This is a genomic window from Hyphomicrobium denitrificans ATCC 51888, from assembly GCF_000143145.1.
GTDB classification, from domain to species: domain Bacteria; phylum Pseudomonadota; class Alphaproteobacteria; order Rhizobiales; family Hyphomicrobiaceae; genus Hyphomicrobium_B; species Hyphomicrobium_B denitrificans.
Genome location: NC_014313.1, coordinates 3,240,344 through 3,260,029 on the forward strand (window position 1 = coordinate 3,240,344; position 19,686 = coordinate 3,260,029).

The 19,686-nt window shown below is 61.6% G+C and carries 17 protein-coding genes; 13 read left to right on the forward strand and 4 right to left on the reverse strand.

The annotated features are described in order from the left end of the window. Positions 1 to 78: 78 nt before the first annotated feature. A complete protein-coding gene (locus HDEN_RS15665; RefSeq protein WP_013217121.1) occupies positions 79 to 702 on the reverse strand; it encodes a J domain-containing protein in 624 nt (207 codons plus the stop codon). A gap of 151 nt (positions 703 to 853) precedes the next feature. Here HDEN_RS15665 and HDEN_RS15670 point away from each other — a divergent pair, with 151 nt between their 5' ends. Further along, positions 854 to 1,156: a BolA family protein gene (locus HDEN_RS15670; protein ID WP_013217122.1), complete on the forward strand. Its 303-nt coding sequence runs from the start codon at positions 854 to 856 to the stop codon at positions 1,154 to 1,156. Between the two features lie 14 nt (positions 1,157 to 1,170). Here the strand turns inward: HDEN_RS15670 and HDEN_RS15675 are convergent, their stop codons facing one another. After that, positions 1,171 to 2,496, reverse strand: coding sequence for an HlyC/CorC family transporter (locus HDEN_RS15675; protein ID WP_013217123.1), 1,326 nt, complete (start codon positions 2,494 to 2,496; stop codon positions 1,171 to 1,173). Positions 2,497 to 2,577: 81 nt separating this feature from the next. Then, on the reverse strand, positions 2,578 to 4,272 hold the full coding sequence (gene aroB / locus HDEN_RS15680) for a 3-dehydroquinate synthase (protein ID WP_013217124.1): 1,695 nt from the start codon (positions 4,270 to 4,272) through the stop codon (positions 2,578 to 2,580). A gap of 239 nt (positions 4,273 to 4,511) precedes the next feature. On the opposite strand from aroB, the gene HDEN_RS18415 reads away from it, so the two are divergent. The 11 genes from HDEN_RS18415 (at position 4,512) to HDEN_RS15730 (ending at position 15,308) form a co-directional block, all read left to right on the forward strand. Continuing rightward, positions 4,512 to 4,655, forward strand: coding sequence for a hypothetical protein (locus HDEN_RS18415; protein ID WP_013217125.1), 144 nt, complete (start codon positions 4,512 to 4,514; stop codon positions 4,653 to 4,655). A gap of 42 nt (positions 4,656 to 4,697) precedes the next feature. Next, on the forward strand, positions 4,698 to 6,605 hold the full coding sequence (locus tag HDEN_RS15685) for a hypothetical protein (protein ID WP_150103283.1): 1,908 nt from the start codon (positions 4,698 to 4,700) through the stop codon (positions 6,603 to 6,605). An 8-nt stretch (positions 6,606 to 6,613) separates the two neighbouring features. Further along, the gene (locus tag HDEN_RS15690) at positions 6,614 to 7,543 is read left to right on the forward strand and encodes a site-specific tyrosine recombinase XerD (RefSeq protein WP_013217127.1); all 930 of its coding nucleotides are present in this window, start codon (positions 6,614 to 6,616) and stop codon (positions 7,541 to 7,543) included. Positions 7,544 to 7,608: 65 nt separating this feature from the next. Continuing rightward, positions 7,609 to 8,268, forward strand: coding sequence for a pyridoxamine 5'-phosphate oxidase family protein (locus HDEN_RS15695; protein ID WP_013217128.1), 660 nt, complete (start codon positions 7,609 to 7,611; stop codon positions 8,266 to 8,268). Positions 8,269 to 8,291: 23 nt separating this feature from the next. Then, the gene (locus HDEN_RS15700; protein ID WP_013217129.1) at positions 8,292 to 9,800 is read left to right on the forward strand and encodes a peptide MFS transporter; all 1,509 of its coding nucleotides are present in this window, start codon (positions 8,292 to 8,294) and stop codon (positions 9,798 to 9,800) included. Between the two features lie 149 nt (positions 9,801 to 9,949). Further along, positions 9,950 to 10,915: an acetyl-CoA carboxylase carboxyltransferase subunit alpha gene (locus tag HDEN_RS15705; RefSeq protein ID WP_041921701.1), complete on the forward strand. Its 966-nt coding sequence runs from the start codon at positions 9,950 to 9,952 to the stop codon at positions 10,913 to 10,915. Between the two features lie 174 nt (positions 10,916 to 11,089). After that, the gene (locus HDEN_RS15710) at positions 11,090 to 12,055 is read left to right on the forward strand and encodes a L,D-transpeptidase family protein (protein ID WP_013217131.1); all 966 of its coding nucleotides are present in this window, start codon (positions 11,090 to 11,092) and stop codon (positions 12,053 to 12,055) included. Between the two features lie 17 nt (positions 12,056 to 12,072). Further along, positions 12,073 to 12,960, forward strand: a complete 888-nt coding sequence (locus HDEN_RS15715) for a L,D-transpeptidase family protein (RefSeq protein ID WP_013217132.1) — start codon at positions 12,073 to 12,075, stop codon at positions 12,958 to 12,960. Positions 12,961 to 13,129: 169 nt separating this feature from the next. Further along, a complete protein-coding gene (locus tag HDEN_RS15720; protein ID WP_013217133.1) occupies positions 13,130 to 13,468 on the forward strand; it encodes a hypothetical protein in 339 nt (112 codons plus the stop codon). Positions 13,469 to 13,608: 140 nt separating this feature from the next. Continuing rightward, positions 13,609 to 14,607: a L,D-transpeptidase family protein gene (locus HDEN_RS15725; protein ID WP_049775346.1), complete on the forward strand. Its 999-nt coding sequence runs from the start codon at positions 13,609 to 13,611 to the stop codon at positions 14,605 to 14,607. A gap of 107 nt (positions 14,608 to 14,714) precedes the next feature. Beyond that, positions 14,715 to 15,308: a TIGR00645 family protein gene (locus HDEN_RS15730; RefSeq protein ID WP_013217135.1), complete on the forward strand. Its 594-nt coding sequence runs from the start codon at positions 14,715 to 14,717 to the stop codon at positions 15,306 to 15,308. Between the two features lie 59 nt (positions 15,309 to 15,367). Here the strand turns inward: HDEN_RS15730 and secA are convergent, their stop codons facing one another. After that, positions 15,368 to 18,319 (reverse strand): preprotein translocase subunit SecA, encoded by a 2,952-nt coding sequence (gene secA, locus HDEN_RS15735; RefSeq protein ID WP_013217136.1) that lies wholly within the window; start codon positions 18,317 to 18,319, stop codon positions 15,368 to 15,370. A 396-nt stretch (positions 18,320 to 18,715) separates the two neighbouring features. Between secA and HDEN_RS15740 the strand changes: the two genes are divergently transcribed. Then, positions 18,716 to 19,651, forward strand: a complete 936-nt coding sequence (locus HDEN_RS15740) for a peptidylprolyl isomerase (protein ID WP_013217137.1) — start codon at positions 18,716 to 18,718, stop codon at positions 19,649 to 19,651. The last annotated feature ends 35 nt before the right edge of the window (positions 19,652 to 19,686 follow it).

Genomic DNA, 19,686 nt, shown 5'->3' on the forward strand with positions numbered 1-19,686 from the left:
ATGCCGCCCAGCCGCCTCAGGGGCTTCGGGCCGATGCGATCTGGGAGGCACAATCGCACACGGCTCAACGGCCCGGTATCAGACCAGGCCTGCTTGCTTCAGATAGTTATAGGCTTGCAGGATTTCGCGCAACTTTTCCTCAGACCGACTATCGCCACCGTTGGCGTCGGGATGGTGAACTTTCACCAACTCCTTGAAGCGGGTCTTGATGTCCTCGCGAGTTGCATCGTCGCCCAAATCGAGCGTCTTGAGCGCCTTGCGCTCCAAAGGCTTCAGCTGGCGACGGAAGGCTGACGGCGCGGTGCGCGACGATCTGACTTTCCGCGCCATTCTCACCGTGCTCTCGGCGACGCGGGCAGCGGCTTCTTCAGTCCGCGAGCCGTCGCGGGTTCCGTGAGCCCAGGCGTTGGCGCCGGTCTTCCACGTCGGGCGATGTCCGGTCAGGGCATCCTTGCGGAAGCTGTTGACCTCGGCATCGCTCATGCCGTCGAAATAATTGTAATCTTGATTGTACTGACGGACGTGATCCACGCAGAAGTGGAAATATTCGCCGTCGCGGCCACGACCTTTCGGCGCTTTGTGCGGACCCGGCTTCTCGCAGCCCTTCCATTGGCAGAGCGGCGCACGCGTTTCCTTCTTGGCGCCTTGCGAGCGCTTGGACGACAGGCGAATGCTGTCGAAATATTTTGAATCGAGTTTCATCGGCCGGTGATTATGATGGTTCGTTTCGTTGGAAACAAGGCGTCAAGAATTCCGGTTGATTTCTTCATCGACTGTGCTGGCAAGCGTTTAACATGTCGTTTCACTGCGCATTTATATTTGTTCGAAGAACCGGGAAGTCAAAGAGAGCAACATGGGACGGTCCGTCACCGAAATCCTACGCGAAAAATTGATGGTGGAGCTGCGCCCCACGCGACTCGACGTCATTAACGAGTCAGAGCTTCACGCCGGACATCGCAACTCGCCGGGCACGGGTGAAAGCCATTTTCGCATTCTCGTCATCTCCGGCGCGTTTGCGGGTAAATCGCGGGTCGAACGGCATCGCATCGTCAACGATCTGCTCAAGAACGAGATCAGCGGCGGCATTCACGCGCTGGCGCTCGCGACGCTTGCTCCGGGCGAGCCCGTTCCGCCCGGCTTCCCAGGACGCCCTTAGACTTAGACACGAATCTATCCGCGTGCGGTTTTCGGCTGCGTCGCGCCCGCCGGCGGTGAGCCAGTCGCGCTTGCCGTCGCAGCGGCGAGCGACTTGATGCGGATCGCCGTGATTTTATTGCGGCTCTTGCGCAAAATTTCGAAACGGTAGCCGTGGAAGGTGAATACCTGTCCGGGCTCCGGAATCGTCTGCGCTTCGTGAATGACGAGGCCAGCGATGGTCGTCGCTTCATCGTCCGGAAGGTCCCAATCGAGATGGCGATTGAGATCGCGGATTGCAACCGTTCCGTCGACATTGACCGTGCCGTCCGACTGCATGCGAATGTGGCTGTCGGGATTGTCGTGCTCGTCGGTGATCTGGCCGACGATTTCCTCGAGGATGTCCTCGAGCGTGATGAGGCCCTGCACTTCGCCGTACTCGTCGACGACGAGCGCCATCTGCGTTTTCTTTTTCAGGAACTGATTGAGCTGATCCTTGAGGGTCGTCGTATCCGGCACGAACCAGGGCGTGCTCGCCGACTTCATGATGTCGAGCGTTTCGGGCGCCCATCCGGTGCGCGACAGCGCGAGCAGCAGGTCCTTGGTGTGGAGCACGCCGACGATATTCTCGGGCTCCTCTTTCCAAATGGGAACGCGGGTGAACTGCGATTTCATCAGCTGGTCGAGAATCTTGGCGGGCGGATCATCGGCATTCACCGTTTCCATCTTGGTCCGGTGAACCATGATGTCGGCGACCTGCAGATCGCCGAGATCGAGAATGCCGCCAAGCATTTCCGCGTCGCCCTTCGCGACGGTGCCTTCCTTCGCCTGCAAGTCGATGGTGCCGCGAATCTCTTCGTGCGCCGCGAGGATGTTGGCTTCGTCGTCAGCCTTGCCCGGCGTCAGCTTCAGGAGATTGCGGACGACGTATTCGATCGCCTTCGTGAACGGCGTCAGAATGTAGATCAGGCCGCGCATCGGCGGCGCGACGATGAGCGCCACGCGGTCGGCGTACGCTAAGGCATAAGTCTTCGGCAGCACGGCCGCGAAAATCACGATCAAAATGGTGATCATGCCGGTCGCGTAGGCGACGCCGACCTCGCCATAGAGGTTGACCGCGACGTTGGATGCAAGCGCGGCGGCGAAAACGTCGACGAGCGTGTTGCCGAGCAGCACGGTGCCGATCATCTTCTCCGGCCGCGACAGCACGCGATTGACGAGGGCGGCGCTCGAGTTGCCGTCTTCCTCAAGAGCGTGCATGCGGGCGCGCGACGCTGCCGTCAGCGCGGTTTCGCTGCCGTTGAAAAACGCCGAGAGCACAATCAGAATGAAAATGGCGACGATGCTAATTGCGATAGACATGGAACTGGCCGGTTTCCTACGATCAGAAATCGCTGGCCGAGTAGCCTAGCACACCTGTTGCGAACAATGTGTATCGGCCTGCTAACGGGCAATTTCCCGCTTCAGGAAGGCCTTTACAGTATCCGGGGGCACGTCGCGCGAGACGAAGGCATCGCCGATGGCGCGCACCAGAATGAATGCGAGCTTGCCGCCACGGACTTTCTTGTCCTGGCCCATCAGACGCCACAACTCATCAACATCGGCGCCGGTCTGCGGGATGTCGGCGATCCTCGTCGGCAAGCCGATCGCCTTGAAATGCGCGGTGACGCGATCGGCATTGCCGGCGGGACAGAGGCCCAACTCTTCCGACAAGCGGAATGCGAGGCACATACCGATCGAGATGCCTTCGCCGTGCAGCAACTTGTCGGAATAGCCGGTCCAGGCTTCGAATGCGTGACCGAACGTGTGGCCGAGATTGAGCAGGGCGCGATCGCCCGTCTCGGTCTCGTCACGCGCGACGATCGCGGCCTTGGCGGCGACGCTCGTTTCGATGGCCTTCGTCAAGGCGGGACCGTTGTTGCCGAAAACGCCCTGCCAGTTGTTTTCGAGCCATGAGAAGAATTTCGCGTCGCCGAGCAGGCCGTACTTCGCAACCTCGGCATAACCGGCGCGCATCTGGCGCGGCGGCAGCGTCGTCAGCACGGACGTATCGGCGATGACGAGGCTCGGCTGATGGAAGACGCCGATCAGGTTCTTGCCCTGCGGCGTATTGATGCCGGTCTTGCCGCCGACGGAGCTATCGACCTGCGCCAGGAGCGATGTCGGAATCTGCACGAAACGGATGCCGCGACGCAGAATGCCCGCCGCGAAACCCGCGAGGTCACCGATGACGCCGCCGCCGAGCGGCACGACGAGATCGCCGCGTTCAAGTCCGAGTTCCAGGAGGCGTTCCGAAAGCGTCGCCAGATCGCGGAAGTTTTTCGTTCCTTCGCCCGGCGTCATGACGATTGAGCCGGCGAACAGGCCTTCCGATTTGAGGCTTTCTTCGAGCGTCGCAAGGTGATGCCGCGCGACGTTCTCGTCGGTCACGACCCCGCATTTCACCGCGCCCAAACGCGATTTGATGAGAGCCCCGGTATCCGACAGCAGGCCGCTTGCGATCAGAACGTCATAGGCGCGATCGCCGAGTTCGATGCGCACGCTGCGCGATGGGCTTGGCGGCTGAACCGGACCGGTCGGCACCGCGGAACTGGTCGCGAGGCGATTAACAATTTCGTTGACGGCCAGATCGTGCGGCTCGTCGCGGCTATCAACGGTCATATCTGCCTCGGCATAGATCGGGTAACGGGCTTCAATCAGTTTGCGCATCGTGGCTTCGGGATTGCCCTCGCGCAATAGCGGCCGAGTATCGCGCTTCATCACGCGGCGCATCAGCACGGGAAGATCGGCTCTCAGCCAGATCGAGACGCCGTTCTCGCGAATGCGCTGGCGGGTTTCAGGATGCATATAAGCCCCGCCGCCGGTCGCCAGCACCTGCGGACCATTGCTCAGGAGACGCGAGATGACCTTGCGTTCGCCGTCGCGGAAGTGCGCCTCGCCGTGATCGGCGAAGATTTCATTGATGGTCTTGGCGGCGGCGCGTTCGATTTCCTCGTCCGCATCGATGAACGGCAGGCCAAGCCTTGCCGCGAGACGCTTGCCGATCGAAGACTTGCCGCATCCCATCAAACCGACGAGCACGATCGAGCGCTTGCCAAGTCGCTTTTTGGCAGTGTCTATCGCTTCAGATTCCGTCATGTCGGTTCCGGTGGCCGGTCGCGGGAGCGAATCGGCTAATTTGGCTCAGGGTGCCATGGTGGGGCTGTGCGCCGTCATGCCACGAACCGAAAAGCCCCGCAAACCGGAAACGCGCGGATAACGCCTGCGCGGGAGCGTGACTGCCGGGCGCGGGACGCAAATCTATCGTGATGTACCAGTGAGAGTCATAATCGCGCCAATAAGGGTGGCCACCTAGCAGGGGAGATGGGGACGCAAAAATGCCGAGCCTTTTCCGGCTATTGTTCGTACTTTGCATGCTGGCTGCGCTGGTTCTCGGCGGGCTTTACATTCTGGCGACCCGTTTCGAGCCTGAACAGCAGACGATCAGCAAGCCCGTCTCGGGCGTAAAAATCCGGCCTTGAACAGTCATGGGCAACCCTCACCCCTTCGCGCGACGCTTAACGATGGCCGCGACCGTTGCGCTGCTCGCTGCCCTGGCGTTGCCGGCGCAAACTGGAGGCGTTCTGGCGCAGGACGAATCCTCCGCGCCGCCGCCCGCGAAATCGTCGAAGAAGCGTCCCGACCGCAACGACGCCTATTCGCCGCCGCCCGATAAGCAGACGTACTTCCCGCAGATGGGCGCGCCGGGGGGCAGCACCGGACGCGGCGACAGCGGCAATGCCTGGGCGCCGCCGGATCGCGGATTCGACACGCCCTACAATGGCGGCGGACGGGGTGATACGCGCGGCAACTCCGGCGGCGGCTTCTCCAACCGTCCCGCTCCGCAAAATGCGGTCGTGCGCGGCGCGCTTCCGATGGCCGTCGAAAAGGACGACCTCGCCCCCGTCATGTCGTCGGACGGCTCGGGGCTGCCTTACGAGCTTTGGCGCGGGCTCGATGTCGCCAAGCTCGACAAGCTCATCGGAACGATCGAGATCCCGCCGCGATCGGCTGCGTTGCATGAGCTTTGGAAACGGCTGATCACGTCGCAATCGGGCGACTCCTCGAATGCGGATTTCAGCGCGCTCAGGCTGGAAGCGCTGTATCGTTCGGGCCTGGCGCGCGATGCCGCGAACGAAGCTGCTCCGCAGGGCGCCGACGAAAGCCCGCTTCTGCTGACACTCGAAGCGCGCAACGAACTCGCCTCTGGCAAACCCGATCAGGCATGCGAACTCGTCGGCCGTTCGGTGCGCGCCAAAGGCAGCATTCCGGCGCGGCTCAAGGGCGAAGCGATCATGATGGCGGGCTATTGCTCGGCCATTCGCGACGACGCGTCCGGCGCGGGCCTCGCAGCCGACATGGCGCGCGAGGAAGGCGTGCAAGCGTCACTCGGGCTTGAAGCGCTCGATGCGCTGTCGATCAAGGCCAAGCCCAAATACACGGCGGTCAAACAGATTTCGCTGCTCGATTATCGGATCGCGGAGCGGGTCGGTGGACTGTCTCATAAAGACGTTCTCGACAAGGGCGAGCCGGCGCTGCTGATCGCGCTGGCCACCGATCCATCGACGCCCGTCGACCTCGGCCTTCCGTCGACCGAGGCGGCGGCCCGTCTCAACGCGCTCGCTCCGGAAGCGCTGGCGAGCATCTATCGCGTCAACGCGGAGGCGGCATCTCCCGACGATCTTCTCGCCGGGCGTGGACCGCAAGGCGTTGCGCGGCGCGCAGCTCTGTTCAGAGCCGCCGTCGAAGAACGCACGCCGATGCGCAAGACGCGCCTGATCCGCGCCTTTCTCGACGACGCGAACCGGCAGCACATGGGAATGATCGCGGCGAAGATGGTCGCGCCGGCCACGGCGGAAATCCGGCCTCAGCCGGAGCTCAGCTGGTTTTCGGAAACCGGCGTTGAAATCGGTCTCGCAGCGGGCCGCTACGACATGGCGCGCGATTGGATCAGGCTTGGCGACGAGCCGGGCAGCGCCGGAAGTCTCGGACATTGGCGGGCACTGCTCGACATCGCCGATCCGCGAGATCCCCAGCGCGGCCGCAGTTTTTCATCACTCGAAGACCTGGCCGCAAACGGACGGTTTCCGGCGACGGCGCTCTATCGGCTGACCACCGTGCTCGAAGCGCTCGACTACGTCGTGCCGCTGCCACTGTGGGAAGCCGCCAACAGAGCGCCGCAACCGACCTCCGGCTATCTTCCGGAAACCGGGGTTCTGACCGAGTTGCAGGACGCGTCGAAGAAGCAGGAGTTCGGTCATACCGTTCTGCTGGTCATGAAGGCGCTTGGACCGAACGGCGCGGAAGACGCAAACCTGATCGCGCTCGGCGACAGCATTCGCGCGCTGAAGCGCGCGGGGCTCGAACCGGATGCGCGGCGGCTCGGGCTTGAGGCGCTGCTGTCGTCGTGGCCGCGCCTCGCAACGAACTGAGGGCGGAGATGGCGTCCGCTTCCGCGCAAGACAGCCACCTCGCCGCGTTTCTCGACATGCTGACGGCCGAGCGCGGCGCGTCGCCCAACACGATCGAAGCCTACAGAGGCGATCTCGAAGGTTTCCTGGATTATCTCTCGGACGGGAGCGTTGCCCCGCTTTCGGTCGGAACACAGAACATCCAGGGCTACATCGCGGCGATGGCAAACGCCGGTCAGGCGCCGACATCACGCTCGCGGCGGCTGTCCGCGATCAAGCAGTACTATCGTTTCCTGTTCGCGGAAGGCTTGATCGGAGCGGACCCGACGTCGGGGCTGCAAGGACCAAAAAAGCAACGCTCGCTGCCGAAAGTTCTGAGCATCGCCGAAGTCGACCGTCTGCTCGACGCGTCGCAGAAGCGCTGCGAAGGCGTCGAAGGCCGCGCCATGTTCCGGGCGTTGCGATTTCACTGTCTGCTCGAACTGCTTTACGCGACAGGCATGCGCGTTTCCGAACTCGTCGGCTTGCCTAGAACTGTTCTACGTGGCGACAAGCGCGTCTTTTCGATCAAGGGCAAAGGCGGACGCGAACGGCTCGTGCCGCTCAACGCCGAAGCACGTGCGGCGCTCGACCGTTTTCTCGAAGTTTCCGGACGTTTCGACAATTCACCGTGGCTCTTTCCGTCGAAGTCGGCGTCCGGTCACATGACGCGGCAAAGGTTTGCGCAGGATCTGAAAGACGTCGCCGCCGAAGCCGGGATCGGAGGCGACCGGATTTCGCCGCATGTGCTGCGCCACGCCTTCGCCAGCCATCTACTCGACCGCGGCGCCGATCTCAGAACCGTTCAACAACTGCTCGGCCATGCTGACATTTCGACGACGGAGATTTATACGCACGTCTTGCAGGAGCGTCTGAAGGCGCTCGTCAACACGCATCATCCGCTAGCCAAAACAAAATAAGGCGGCTTGGAACTTCCCGATGCCGCTTGCGAAATAACAAGGCGCACAACGCAAGGGAGGATAGCATGAGCCGCTTGTTCGGGGACATTCACCGCGCTCTTCAGATGGCATTCGATACGCGGGCACTCGCCGACCGCATCGAGGCTGTCGCATTGAAGCCCGAGATCGATGAGACGGCGAAAGCGTTCATCGAAAGCCGAGAGATGTTTTTTCTCTCGACCATCGACCATATGGGACGGCCGACCGTTTCGTATAAAGGCGGCGCCAAGGGCTTTGTTCGCGTCGTCGATCAGACGACACTGATGTTTCCGAGCTACGACGGCAACGGCATGTATCTGTCGATGGGCAACATCTCGGGGAACGCAGAAATTGGAATGCTTTTCATCGATTTCGAAAAGCCGTTCCGTCTGCGCGCGCAGGGCCGCGCCGAGCTGATCGTCGGCGGCGAGGACGTCAAGGCGTTCAAGGAAGCCGAGATGGTCGTGAAGGTTTCGATCCACGAAGTCTGGATGAACTGCCCGCGCTACGTCCATCGCTTCAAGAAAATCGAGACCTCGCGCTACGCACCCGGCGTCGAAGACGAAACGCCATTTTGTGAATGGAAGCGGATCGATGCGATGCAGGATGTCGTCAGGCCCGACGAGCGCGAGAAAGTCGAACAACTCGGCACGACGACGATCGACGACTGGATGGGCAAGGTCATGTCTGGCGACAGAGGCGCATGACGTCTTGCGCTTAGGCCGTCATCATGCGTCATAGCTTCATGTCCTCCGCCGTTCCCGAACAGCGAAGCCGGGGCCTGGGGTTTGCCGCGCATCCTCCGGGTCTGACGACGCTCTACTTCACAGAGCTGTGGGAGCGGTTTTCGTACTACGGCATGCGGGCGCTTCTGGTCCTGTTCATGATCGCGCCGGTCGAGGCGGGCGGGCTCGGGTTCGCGACGCCGAACGCAGGAAGCATCTACGGCTCCTATGCCATGGCGGTTTATCTTCTCGCCGTGCCCGGAGGCTTCATCGCCGACCGCCTGCTCGGCGCGAAGCGGAGCGTTCTCTTCGGCGGGTTCACGATCGCGGCTGGTCATTACGCCTTGGCGATCCCGACTCTCTCGACGTTTTATCTGGGTCTCATTCTGATCGCGCTCGGGACTGGTCTCTTCAAGCCGAACATTTCGGCGTTGGTCGGCGCGCTCTATTCACACGACGATCTCAGACGCGACTCCGGCTTTTCGCTGTTCTACATGGGCATCAACATCGGCGCGTTCTTCGCTCCGATCGTGACGGGGTTTCTGGCGCAGAGCGCGATGTTCAAAGGCTGGCTGTCGGCGGCAGGGTTCGATCCCGTCCACAGCTGGCATTGGGGCTTCGGCGCAGCCGGCGTCGGCATGACGATTTCGATGCTGCTGTTTGCGCGCAAAATGCGGGAGCTGAATAATCCCGATCCGGTGCCCGAGGCACAGGGACCAATTTTCAAGCGCCAAACGCTCTACATCATTCTGGCGACAGCCGGACTGCTGGCGCTGGCACTCTTGTCGGACGTTTCGGGATTCCGCTGGCTGCGCTGGCTGTTCATCATCGTGCCACTCGTCGCCGTATTGTACGGCGCTTCACGGCCGAGCCCGGATGCGCGCCGCCTCGCCGCCGTCGGAATCTTCTTCATCGCGGCGATGATCTTCTGGGCGATCTTCGAGCAGGCCGCGACAACACTCGCGCTGTTCGCAGATCAACTGACGCGCAACGACGTGGCGGGCTTTTCGTTTCCGTCGGCGTGGTTTCAATCCGCCAATCCGATCTTCGTCATTCTGCTGACGCCGCTCATCGCGGCGCTGTGGCTGAAGCTCGGCGCGCAACAGCCGTCGGCGCCGGCAAAGTTCGGACTAGCGCTCGTCTTCCTCGCGTGCGGCTTCCTCCTGATGATCCCAGCGGCGAACTATGCTGCCGAGGGGCGCGTGTCGCCGTTCTGGCTGATCGGCCTCTACTTCCTGTTCACCGTCGGCGAACTGCTGCTGAGCCCGGTCGGGCTCTCGACGATGACGCGCATCGCGCCCGCGCGGATGACGGGCCTCGTGCTCGGCGTCTGGTTCCTGGCAGCGGCGCTCGGGAACAAGCTCGCGGGCGACATCGGCGGTGCGTTCACGGCCAGCGATCCCGACACGCTCGTTCTGTCGTTTTTGGCGCAGGCCGGGATTGTGGCGGCGGCCGCCGCCCTTATGTTTGCTCTGGTGCCTGTCGTAAAACGGCTGTCCGAGGGCGATAATTAACCCGGAATGGCGGTTGCTGCGGCGACGCGTTACCGCAAGATGCCGCTTCGCCTTGACAGGTCGCGGGAGCCAAGGTGAATGTCGCCCGCGCCGGATGCGCGATCCGGTCGCCGCACGCTTCAGTTGCAACTTCGAGAGATCTCAGCCCAGTGAACGCCCCGACCGCCCTTCGCACCTATCTCGATTTCGAAAAGCCGATCCTGGAGCTCGAAAACAAGGTGGCGGAGCTCAAGGCGCTGCATGTCGAGGGCAAAGGTCCGCAGATCGCGGACGAAATCGCGAAGCTCGAGCAGAAAGCCAAGGCGGCGCTCGTCGATACGTATGCGCGGCTGACGCCCTGGCAGAAGACACTCGTCGCACGCCATCCCGAACGTCCGCATGCGCTCGATTTCGTCAACGGGCTGATCGAAGAGTTCACGCCGCTCGCGGGCGACCGCTATTTCGCGGAAGACGAGGCGATCGTCGGCGGCATTGGCAAATTCCGCAACCGGTCGGTCGTGGTTCTCGGGCACGAAAAGGGCTCCGATACCGAGCAGCGGATCAAGCACAACTTCGGCATGGCGCGGCCGGAAGGATATCGCAAGGCCGTGCGGCTGATGGAGTTGGCCGACCGCTTCAGCCTGCCGATCATCACGTTCGTCGACACACCCGGCGCCTATCCCGGCATCGGCGCGGAAGAGCGCGGCCAGGCGGAAGCCATCGCGCGGTCGACCGAATGCTGCCTGCGCCTCGGCGTGCCGATCGTCACGGTCATCGTCGGCGAAGGCGGGTCGGGCGGCGCCATTGCAATCGCGACGGCCAATCGCATTCTTATGCTCGAACACGCTATTTATTCCGTGATCTCGCCCGAAGGCGCGGCGTCGATCATCTGGCGCGACAGCAACAAGAAAGAAGAAGCCGCGACGAATATGAAGATCACGGCGCAGGACCTCGATCAGCTCGGGGTCATCGACGCAATTGTGAAGGAGCCGACAGGCGGGGCGCATCGGGACCGCGAATCGGTGATTATCTCGACCGGCAACGCGATTGCGCGGATGCTGTCCGAGTTCGACGGAAAATCGGCCGATGACATTCGCGCACAGCGTCACGAGCGCTTTCTGTCCATCGGGCGATAAGCGTCTGGTAAGCGTCTGGGCCGCAGTTGGGACGACCGTCCCGTCGGCGCCGCATTCGGACACCATACTTGAGTTGACAGCGTGCTCGCTGAATTTCAGTAGTCGTTGAGTCTGTTGCGTTATTCGTCCGCCAACCCGCGGCACGGGGAAATCTAGTTCGGGAAAGGCGCTTTGGTGCTGACGCGCGTCTCGCTGACGTGGAGGGCTGCCGTTCAGACGGCGGTGATGGCCGGCGCGGTTTTGCTCGCGGCCTGCTCCAACACGCCCACGATTCCGCCGCCGTCGGAAGTTCCGCTGTCCAAGGACGCCATTTCGCTGCTCGCCAAGAAGGGCATGCAGTCGGGCTCGCCGATCTTCGTGCGCATTTTCAAGGAAGAGTCCGAGCTTGAAATCTGGAAGCAGCGCGATGACGGGCGCTTCTATCATTTCAAGACGTACCCGATCTGCAATTGGTCCGGTGAGATCGGCCCCAAGCTGACGTATGGCGACCGGCAGGCTCCGGAAGGCTTCTATTCCGTGACGCCGGGCCTGATGAATCCGAATTCGAAATATTATCTGTCGTTCAATCTCGGCTATCCGAATGCCTATGACCGATCGTGGAATCGCACGGGCGATTCAGTGATGGTGCATGGCAATTGCCGGTCGGCTGGCTGCTACGCCATGACAGATGCGCTGATGGAAGAAATCTATGGGCTGTCGCGCGAAGCGCTGAAGGCCGGCCAAACGAGCTTCCAGGTGCAAGCGCTGCCGTTCCGCATGACGGACGCGCGCATGGCACGCGAGAAGAACAGCAAATGGCTGACCTATTGGAAGACGCTGAAACAGGGCTACGATTATTTCGAGAAGTATCGCGTGCCACCGAACGTCGTCGTGTGCGAGCGCCGCTATGTTGTTGGCGTGCAGGCGCAAAGCCGGCCTGATGCGGATGGACCGTGCCCGCCGTTCTCGCGGCCGGCGCTGACAGCGTTCACGCCGCTTCCCGAGCCTGCGGAGGTCGACGTTGCGAAGGGCAACAAGCTCAAGGGCATCGCCAATCCGGATCTCGAGCCGACGCTCGCCGATATCAACGCCGCCAAGCAACGGCAAAGCGCGCAGGCGATTCAAAGCATGCCCGGCATGCCCGTTGCCAACGCCAACTGAATTTTGGCGGGCCATCGATGCCTGACATCACTCAGCAGCAGCCCGCCTCGAGACGCCGCCGGAAACGATGGGGCGGCGTGCTGGTGCTCGGCTTTCTGCTCACGCTCGTTGCAGCGAGTGTCGCTGCCATTCAATTCGCGCAGCAATGGATGCCGGTCGTTTTCGGCGATGACGGCCTGATCCGCTATGAACGCTCGCAGCGTCGCATGCGCGCGGAGTATGGCTTGTCGATGCCCGGACAGCCCGATCTTGCCAGGTTTTCCGAACGGCTGGCGGAGCAGGGTTTGAAAGAGGGCGCTCCCGTTTTAGTGCGTATCTTCAAGCGAGAGTTCGAACTGGAGCTTTGGATGCAGCGCGACGGCGCGTTCCGCCGCTTCGCAACGTATCCGATCTGCCGCTGGTCCGGCTGGCTCGGGCCGAAGCTCGTTGAAGGCGACCGGCAAGCGCCGGAAGGCTTCTATACGGTCGAGGCGTCCGCCCTCAATCCGAACAGCCGCTGGTTCCGCTCGTTCAATCTCGGCTATCCGAATGCTTTCGATCGCGCGCAGGGGCGTACGGGGTCGCTGATCATGGTGCACGGCGGCTGCGGCTCGATCGGCTGCTTCGCGATGACCAACGGACAGATGGCGGAGATCTGGCGGCTCGTCACGGCAGCGCTCGGAGGCGGGCAAAAGCGCTTCCAGGTCCAGGTCTATCCATTCCGGATGTCCGAGGCTGAGCTTAAGGCGCATGCGAAAGATCCGGACATCGCCTTCTGGCGGGATCTCAAAGCAGGCCACGATCTCTTTGAGGCGAACGCCGTGCCGCCAACAGTTTCAGTCTGCAAGGGACGCTATCAATTCCAAGCGGGGGCACGAGCAAGCCCAGACAGCGAACCGATCCAGGCCGGCTGTTCGAATGGATAACGTCCGCCAGCGGATGGGTTCATTTTTTATTCGGCATTGAATCAATATGTTTCCAATTCGGTATTTGTTAATTGCAATCCATATTTGCTTTACGCTGACCACCAATTGAATGGCCGGAAATACCGGAATGCGCTATATCTCCGCGATCGAATGACGATGGAGATTGGTAATGCGTAAGGCGTGGCTTGCGTCGGCCGTGATGGCGGCTGCTTTGGCCGGACTGGGAGGCACGACGACCTCTGCGTCCGCAGGCGTTGCGGGACTTCTGTCCGCCGCACAGAATGCGGCTCCGCAAGAGAGCGGGATCGAGAAGGTCACCCATCGCCGCCGGTATTATTATGACCCCGGCTATTACGCTTATTACGCATCGCCTTACGACTACGCGTACTATCCGCCGCCGGTCGTCTATTACCCTGTTCCTGCTCCACGGTACGTGCCCGGCCCGGCGTATTATCCTTATTCGGGATATTACGTCCGCCCCTGGCGCCGCCGCTACTACGGCTGGTAATCGTCCGAGCCTGCGGCGCCCAACTTGAGGTGCCGCAGACCCGCATTTCCGGCGCGGGTGTTCAAAAAGACACTTCGATTTGAAGATGGTGAGCGATACTATCCGCTGCGCGCAGGCGGATATTCGGTCGCGAACCATCCATGTCACTTCCAAACGTACTTCGCAGGACGGCTTTTGCGGCGTTGGCTTTTGCCATCGCCGGCATTGGCGCCGCGCAGGCGCTGACCATCGAGCTCAAGGACGTCGCTGCCGACCGCGTCGAGCGCCAGCGGGCCGCCGCCGCTGGAGCCCTGCCGCTGCCGGGCACGCCGAACGTCGCTTTCCTGCAGGCGCGACTGCGGGACAAGGGCGTCACCCTCGCCGATCCAATTCTGATCCGCATCTTCAAAGCCGAGTCGGAGCTTGAGATCTGGAAGCAGAAGGGCGGCGGCTACATTCTCTTCGCGACCTATCCGATCTGCCATTGGTCCGGAACGCTCGGGCCGAAGCTGCGCGATGGCGACCGGCAGGCTCCGGAAGGCTATTACACGCTATCGCGCTCGCAGACGCGTCATGTTGGGCGCTGGCCAAGGTCGCTCGATCTCGGCTTCCCGAACATCCTCGATCAGTCTCAGGCACGCACGGGGTCGAGCATCCTGGTGCACGGCGGCTGCTCGTCCATCGGCTGTTTCGCGATGACGAACCCGGTCTCGGATGAAATCCATCAAATGACCCTCGCGGCGATGGACGGCGGCGAGCAGATCGTGCCGGTGCATGTGTTTCCGTTTCGCATGACCGACAAAAACCTGGCGGCGCAGGACGCGTCGCCGTGGAAGGCGTTCTGGACGAATCTCAAGGAGGGCTACGACCTCTTCGAGCAGACGAAGCGTCCGCCCATCATCGGCGTGTGCAGCGGGCGCTATATTTTCCGCGAGACGCAGGTGCGGGAGTCTGCCGGGCCGCTCGAAGCCTGCGGGCCGACGCTGACCGCGATCCGCGAACAGGATCAGTGGCTGCGCGACGTGCCGTATCCGACGCCTTTCACGCCAAGGCTCGCGTCGCAATCGCCAGAGACGGCGCGACCGATCCCGCAGGTCCAATCGAGCCTCGACGGCGAAGCGCCAGCCGCGCCGATGTTTTCCTGGCCGCTGATCCGTTGACCTGGCGCTGATCTGGCCTCATTTCGCACCTGCACGACGGAACTTGCTCGGCTGGATGAGCTTGCGATAGAAGCGTGATATCGCAACTGCGAAAGGCTCGGAAACACATGGCAGAGAAGACCGTCATCAAGCGGGTAGAGATTTTTCTTGAGAGCATGCTGTTCAGCTCACGCTGGCTGCTGGCGCCGTTCTACTTCGGACTTGCGCTGGCGCTCTTCGTGCTGCTCATCAAGTTCTTGATGGAGCTTCTGCATCTCGCGCAGACTGCGTTCGTCTCGACCGAATCCGACGTCATCCTTGGGCTGCTGACGCTCGTCGATCTGACGCTGACCGGATCGCTACTGATTATCGTGATCTTCTCGGGCTACGAAAATTTCGTGTCGCGGATGGATCATTCGACCCATGGCGACCGGCCGGAATGGATGGGTACGATCGATTTCGCGGCGTTGAAGCTCAAGATGCTGTCGTCGATCGTCGCGATCTCGGCCGTGCAGCTGCTGCGTCAGTTCATGTCACTCGGAACCATTACGCCGGAGCGCGAAAAAGAACTGTTCTGGCTGGTGATCATTCACATCGTGTTCGTCGTCTCGAGCGTGCTGCTGGCGCTCTCTGACCGCATCGCGGCCGGCGGGCATGGCAGCGCCGAGGCGAGCGCATCGGAAGCTCCCGCAACCGCCGGAACGAAGATGAGCGGTCACTGACGATCGCGGAAAAACGAACGCCGATGGGCTGATCTTGGATCAGTCCATCGGCATCACGTTCAATCCATCTTGCCGTGGCAATGCTTGTATTTCTTGCCTGAGCCGCACGGGCAAAGGGCATTGCGAGAGACGCGGCCCCAGGTCGCCGGATCATTCGGATCGACAGCGCCTTCGCCGCGGCGGCTCTGAAGCGGCGCACGCTTCTCAGGCTCGGGCGGCGCATTGCGGCGGGCACGAGCGCCGGCGATCGCGGCATCGGCCATCGCAAGCTCGGGATTCTGTTCGAACTCATCCAGTCCGGTCGTCGCGTCGACGTGGTGCGCCACCATCGGTGGGAGTTCCACCGGCTGCAACGCAGGCTGATCCTCAGGCGGCGCAAGCTCGACGTGCATCAGCTGGCCCGTCACGTTTTCGCGCAGGCGTCCGAGCATGTTTTCGAACAGGATGAAGCCTTCGCTCTTGTACTCGTTGAGCGGGTCTTTCTGACCGTAAGCGCGGAAGCCGATGACCTGGCGCAAATGTTCGAGCGTCACGAGATGCTCGCGCCAGAGATGATCGAGCGTCTGGAGCAGCACCATCTTTTCGATCTGGCGATAAAGCTCCGGTCCGAGTTCCTTCGTCTTTTCCTCGACCTTGGCTTCGACGGCAGAGCGAATGCGCTCCTTGATTTCCTCGTCGGCGATGCCTTCTTCGGCCGCCCAGGCGTCGATCGGAAGATCGAGGGCGAAGACTTCCTGCACCTGCTGCTTGAGGCCCACCGTGTCCCACTGCTCGGCGTAGGCCGTCGGCGGGATGAAGCGCGTCACGAGCTGATCGATGAGTTCGTTGCGAAGCTCGACGACCGTTTCGGAGACGTCGTCTTCGCCCATGATCTCGAGACGCTGATCGAAGATGACCTTGCGCTGGTCATTCATCACGTCGTCGTACTTCAGGATCTGCTTGCGGATGTCGAAGTTGCGCTGCTCGACCTTCTTCTGCGCGGTCTCGAGCGACTTGTTCATCCACGGATGCGTGATCGCCTCGCCTTCCTTGAGGCCCAACGTCTGCAGCACCTTTTCCATGCGCTCCGAGCCGAAGATCCGCATCAGATCGTCATCGAGCGCGAGATAGAATTTGGAGCGGCCCGGATCGCCTTGACGGCCAGAGCGGCCGCGCAGCTGGTTGTCGATGCGGCGGCTTTCGTGGCGTTCGGTCGCGAGCACGTAAAGGCCGCCGGCTTCGAGCGCCTTCTGCTTTTTCTGGGCAACGTCGGCGATAAGCTCGGCGCGCTTGCTCTTGATGGCGTCTTCGGCCGGAGCCGTGCCTTTCGCGGTTTCTTCCGCGATCCAGTCGCGCAGACGGAACTCGGCGTTACCGCCGAGCTGAATGTCGGTGCCGCGGCCGGCCATGTTCGTTGCGATCGTGACGGCGCCCGGGACGCCGGCCTGCGCGACGATGTTGGCTTCCTGCTCGTGATAGCGGGCGTTCAGAACGCTATGCTCGATCGCCTGCTTCTTGCCCTTCGATTCGGTTGCGAACTTCGTCAGCAGCGCCGCCATGTCGGTGAAGTGCTTGCGCAGCTCGTCTTCCTTGCCGGGCTTCAGTTCGCTCGCATTCTTCTCGAGCGAGCTTGCGAGTTCGCGCAGGTATTTATGATCCTTGAGAAGCTCGGAAAGCTGCTCCGACTTCTCGATCGACGTCGTGCCGACGAGGATCGGCTGGCCGCGCTCCTTGGCTTCCGCGATCGACTGGACGATCGCCGCAAGCTTTTCCTTTTGCGTGCGATAGATTTCGTCGTCTTCGTCGATACGGCTCACGGGAAGGTTCGTCGGAATGTCGACGACCTGCAGGCCATAAATATCCATGAACTCGTCGGCTTCGGTCATTGCCGTGCCGGTCATGCCGCCGAGCTTTTTGTAAAGGCGGAAGTAATTCTGGAACGTGATCGAGGCGAGCGTCTGGTTCTCAGGCTGGATCTCGACGTGCTCTTTGGCTTCGAGCGCCTGGTGAAGACCTTCCGAATAGCGCCGGCCCGGCATCATGCGGCCGGTAAATTCGTCGATGATGACGACTTCGCCGCCTTTGACGATGTAGTCCTTATCGCGCTGGAACAGCTTGTGCGCCTTCAGCGCCTGCGTGAGGTGGTGAACGATCGTGACGTTGTCGATGTCGTACAGCGTGCCCTTGAGCATTCCGGCCTGCTCGAGAGCATTCTCCATCTTCTCGTTGCCGCCTTCGGTGAACGACACCTGGCGCTGCTTTTCGTCCAGCTCGAAATCACCCGGCTCGACGATTTTCATCATTTCGTCGATCGTCTGATACAGCTCGGCGCGATCTTCGAGCGGGCCCGAAATGATCAGCGGCGTACGCGCTTCGTCGATCAGGATCGAGTCGACTTCGTCGACGATCGCGTAGACGTGCGGACGCTGCACCATCTCGTCGCGACCCATCTTCATGTTGTCGCGGAGATAGTCGAAGCCGAGTTCGTTGTTCGTCGCATAAGTCACGTCGCAGGCATAGGCGAGCTTGCGTTGCTCATCCGACATATCATGAACGATGATGCCGACGGTCAGGCCGAGGAAGCTGTAGACCTGACCCATCCATTCAGCGTCGCGCTTGGCGAGGTAGTCGTTGACGGTGACGACGTGCACGCCCTTGCTGTTCAAGGCGTTCAGATAGACTGGAAGCGTGGCGACCAAGGTCTTGCCTTCGCCGGTTCGCATCTCGGCGATGTCGCCCTGATGCAGAACCATGCCGCCGATCAGCTGCACATCGAAGTGGCGTTGGCCGAGCGTGCGCTTGGCGGCTTCGCGAACCGTGGCGAAGGCGGGGACGAGCAGATCGTCGAGCGTCTTGCCGGCCGCGAGTTCCTTGCGAAACTCTTCCGTGCGAGCGCGCAGCTCGTCATCGGTCAGCGCCTGCACTTCACTTTCGAGTGCGTTGATCGCCGCGACCCGGGCCCTGAAACCCTTGACCTTGCGTTCATTCGACGAACCGAAGATTTTCGAAGCGAAGCCACCGAACGAGAGCATCTTGAAATCCGTCCTAACGTCAGCATCAGCCCGCACGCGTCAGTGCGCCCGGGCAAGGGTTGCGTTCAGCTGAGGTTCCATTCAGCAGAAAATGCGCGGCAAGGGCCTCCCCGCCACGCCTGCATCACGTTCCCTCGGCAATCTCACGTGGTCCGAACGGGCCGAAACCCGCGCCGATCTGGGGCAGACATAAGAACTCGTCCCCCCGACTGTCAATGTTCAGAAGCGTGTCTCCCAGCGTTCAAATTTTGCCGGTCTGTTCAAATATTAACTTGGTTTTCCAACCCCAGGCCGTTATCGAGGCCCGTCCGCTTGCGGCCTGCATGGACTGACGCAGCTATGCGCCGAAAATCGGTCTGGCGGGCATTTCTCATCCAAACTTCGGAGCTTACACCTATGAAGCGCATCTTCCCTACCGCCTTTACGGTCGCATTCGCGGTCGCGCTTCTGGGGGCGCCTGGCATTCAGGCCTTCGCGCAGGATAAGGTCGTCGCCACCATCGACGGGAAGCCGATCACGGAGGGCGATCTCGCCGTCGCGGAAAGCGAAATCGGCAGCGACATGGGCACGATGCCCGGCCCGCAGAAGCGCACTTCGCTGCTCGAGTTCCTCATCGACAACCAGCTTTTTGCCGAAGCGGGCGAAAAGGCCAAGCTTGATCAGGGCCCCGACTTCGAGACGCGCCTCGCCTATCTCAAGCGCCGGGCGCTGAGAGAGCTGTATTTCGAGAAGGTCATCAAGGGTTCGGTCAGCGACGCGGATGCGCGCAAGATCTATGACGATCAGGTGAAGCTTCTGAAGCCGGAAGAAGAAGTTTCGGCGCGCCATATCCTGGTCGAAACCGAAGAGCAGGCCAAAGAACTCAAGGCGAAGCTCGATAAAGGCGCGGATTTCGCCCAGCTCGCGAAGGAAAACTCGAAAGATCCGGGCTCGAAGGACGACGGCGGCAATCTCGGCTATTTCGGCCACGGTCAGATGGTGCCGCAGTTCGAAGAGGTTGTCTTCAAGCTGAAGAAGGGCGAGGTTTCCGCGCCGGTGAAGACCCAGTTCGGATGGCATCTCGTCAAGCTGGAAGATAGCCGGACGAAGCAGCCGCCCGCCTTCGAAATCGTCAAGGACCGCATCGCGCAGTCGCTGCTCCTGCAGAAGGCTCAGAAAACGGCGACGGAACTTCGCGCCAACGCCAAGATCGAGATCGTCGATCCGGAGATCAAAAAGTCGATCGACGAGCGCAATGCGATGATCGCCAAGCAGGCGGCTCCGAGCGCAGCGCCGTCGACCGCACCGGCGGCGCCTCCTGCAGACGCTCCGAAGGATGCGCCGAAGCCATAACGGCCTGCATCGAGACGCAACCTTTTGATTTTCTG

Coding starts and splice junctions, on each gene's coding strand:
- secA (WP_013217136.1), bottom strand. CDS start 18,319: ATGCTCTCGTTCGGTGGCTTCGCTTCGAAAATCTTCGGTTCGTCGAAT.
- HDEN_RS15665 (WP_013217121.1), bottom strand. CDS start 702: ATGAAACTCGATTCAAAATATTTCGACAGCATTCGCCTGTCGTCCAAG.
- HDEN_RS15740 (WP_013217137.1), top strand. CDS start 18,716: ATGAAGCGCATCTTCCCTACCGCCTTTACGGTCGCATTCGCGGTCGCG.
- HDEN_RS15720 (WP_013217133.1), top strand. CDS start 13,130: ATGCGTAAGGCGTGGCTTGCGTCGGCCGTGATGGCGGCTGCTTTGGCC.
- HDEN_RS15730 (WP_013217135.1), top strand. CDS start 14,715: ATGGCAGAGAAGACCGTCATCAAGCGGGTAGAGATTTTTCTTGAGAGC.
- HDEN_RS15695 (WP_013217128.1), top strand. CDS start 7,609: ATGAGCCGCTTGTTCGGGGACATTCACCGCGCTCTTCAGATGGCATTC.
- HDEN_RS15675 (WP_013217123.1), bottom strand. CDS start 2,496: ATGTCTATCGCAATTAGCATCGTCGCCATTTTCATTCTGATTGTGCTC.
- aroB (WP_013217124.1), bottom strand. CDS start 4,272: ATGACGGAATCTGAAGCGATAGACACTGCCAAAAAGCGACTTGGCAAG.
- HDEN_RS15725 (WP_049775346.1), top strand. CDS start 13,609: ATGTCACTTCCAAACGTACTTCGCAGGACGGCTTTTGCGGCGTTGGCT.
- HDEN_RS15685 (WP_150103283.1), top strand. CDS start 4,698: ATGGCCGCGACCGTTGCGCTGCTCGCTGCCCTGGCGTTGCCGGCGCAA.
- HDEN_RS18415 (WP_013217125.1), top strand. CDS start 4,512: ATGCCGAGCCTTTTCCGGCTATTGTTCGTACTTTGCATGCTGGCTGCG.
- HDEN_RS15700 (WP_013217129.1), top strand. CDS start 8,292: ATGCGTCATAGCTTCATGTCCTCCGCCGTTCCCGAACAGCGAAGCCGG.
- HDEN_RS15690 (WP_013217127.1), top strand. CDS start 6,614: ATGGCGTCCGCTTCCGCGCAAGACAGCCACCTCGCCGCGTTTCTCGAC.
- HDEN_RS15715 (WP_013217132.1), top strand. CDS start 12,073: ATGCCTGACATCACTCAGCAGCAGCCCGCCTCGAGACGCCGCCGGAAA.
- HDEN_RS15670 (WP_013217122.1), top strand. CDS start 854: ATGGGACGGTCCGTCACCGAAATCCTACGCGAAAAATTGATGGTGGAG.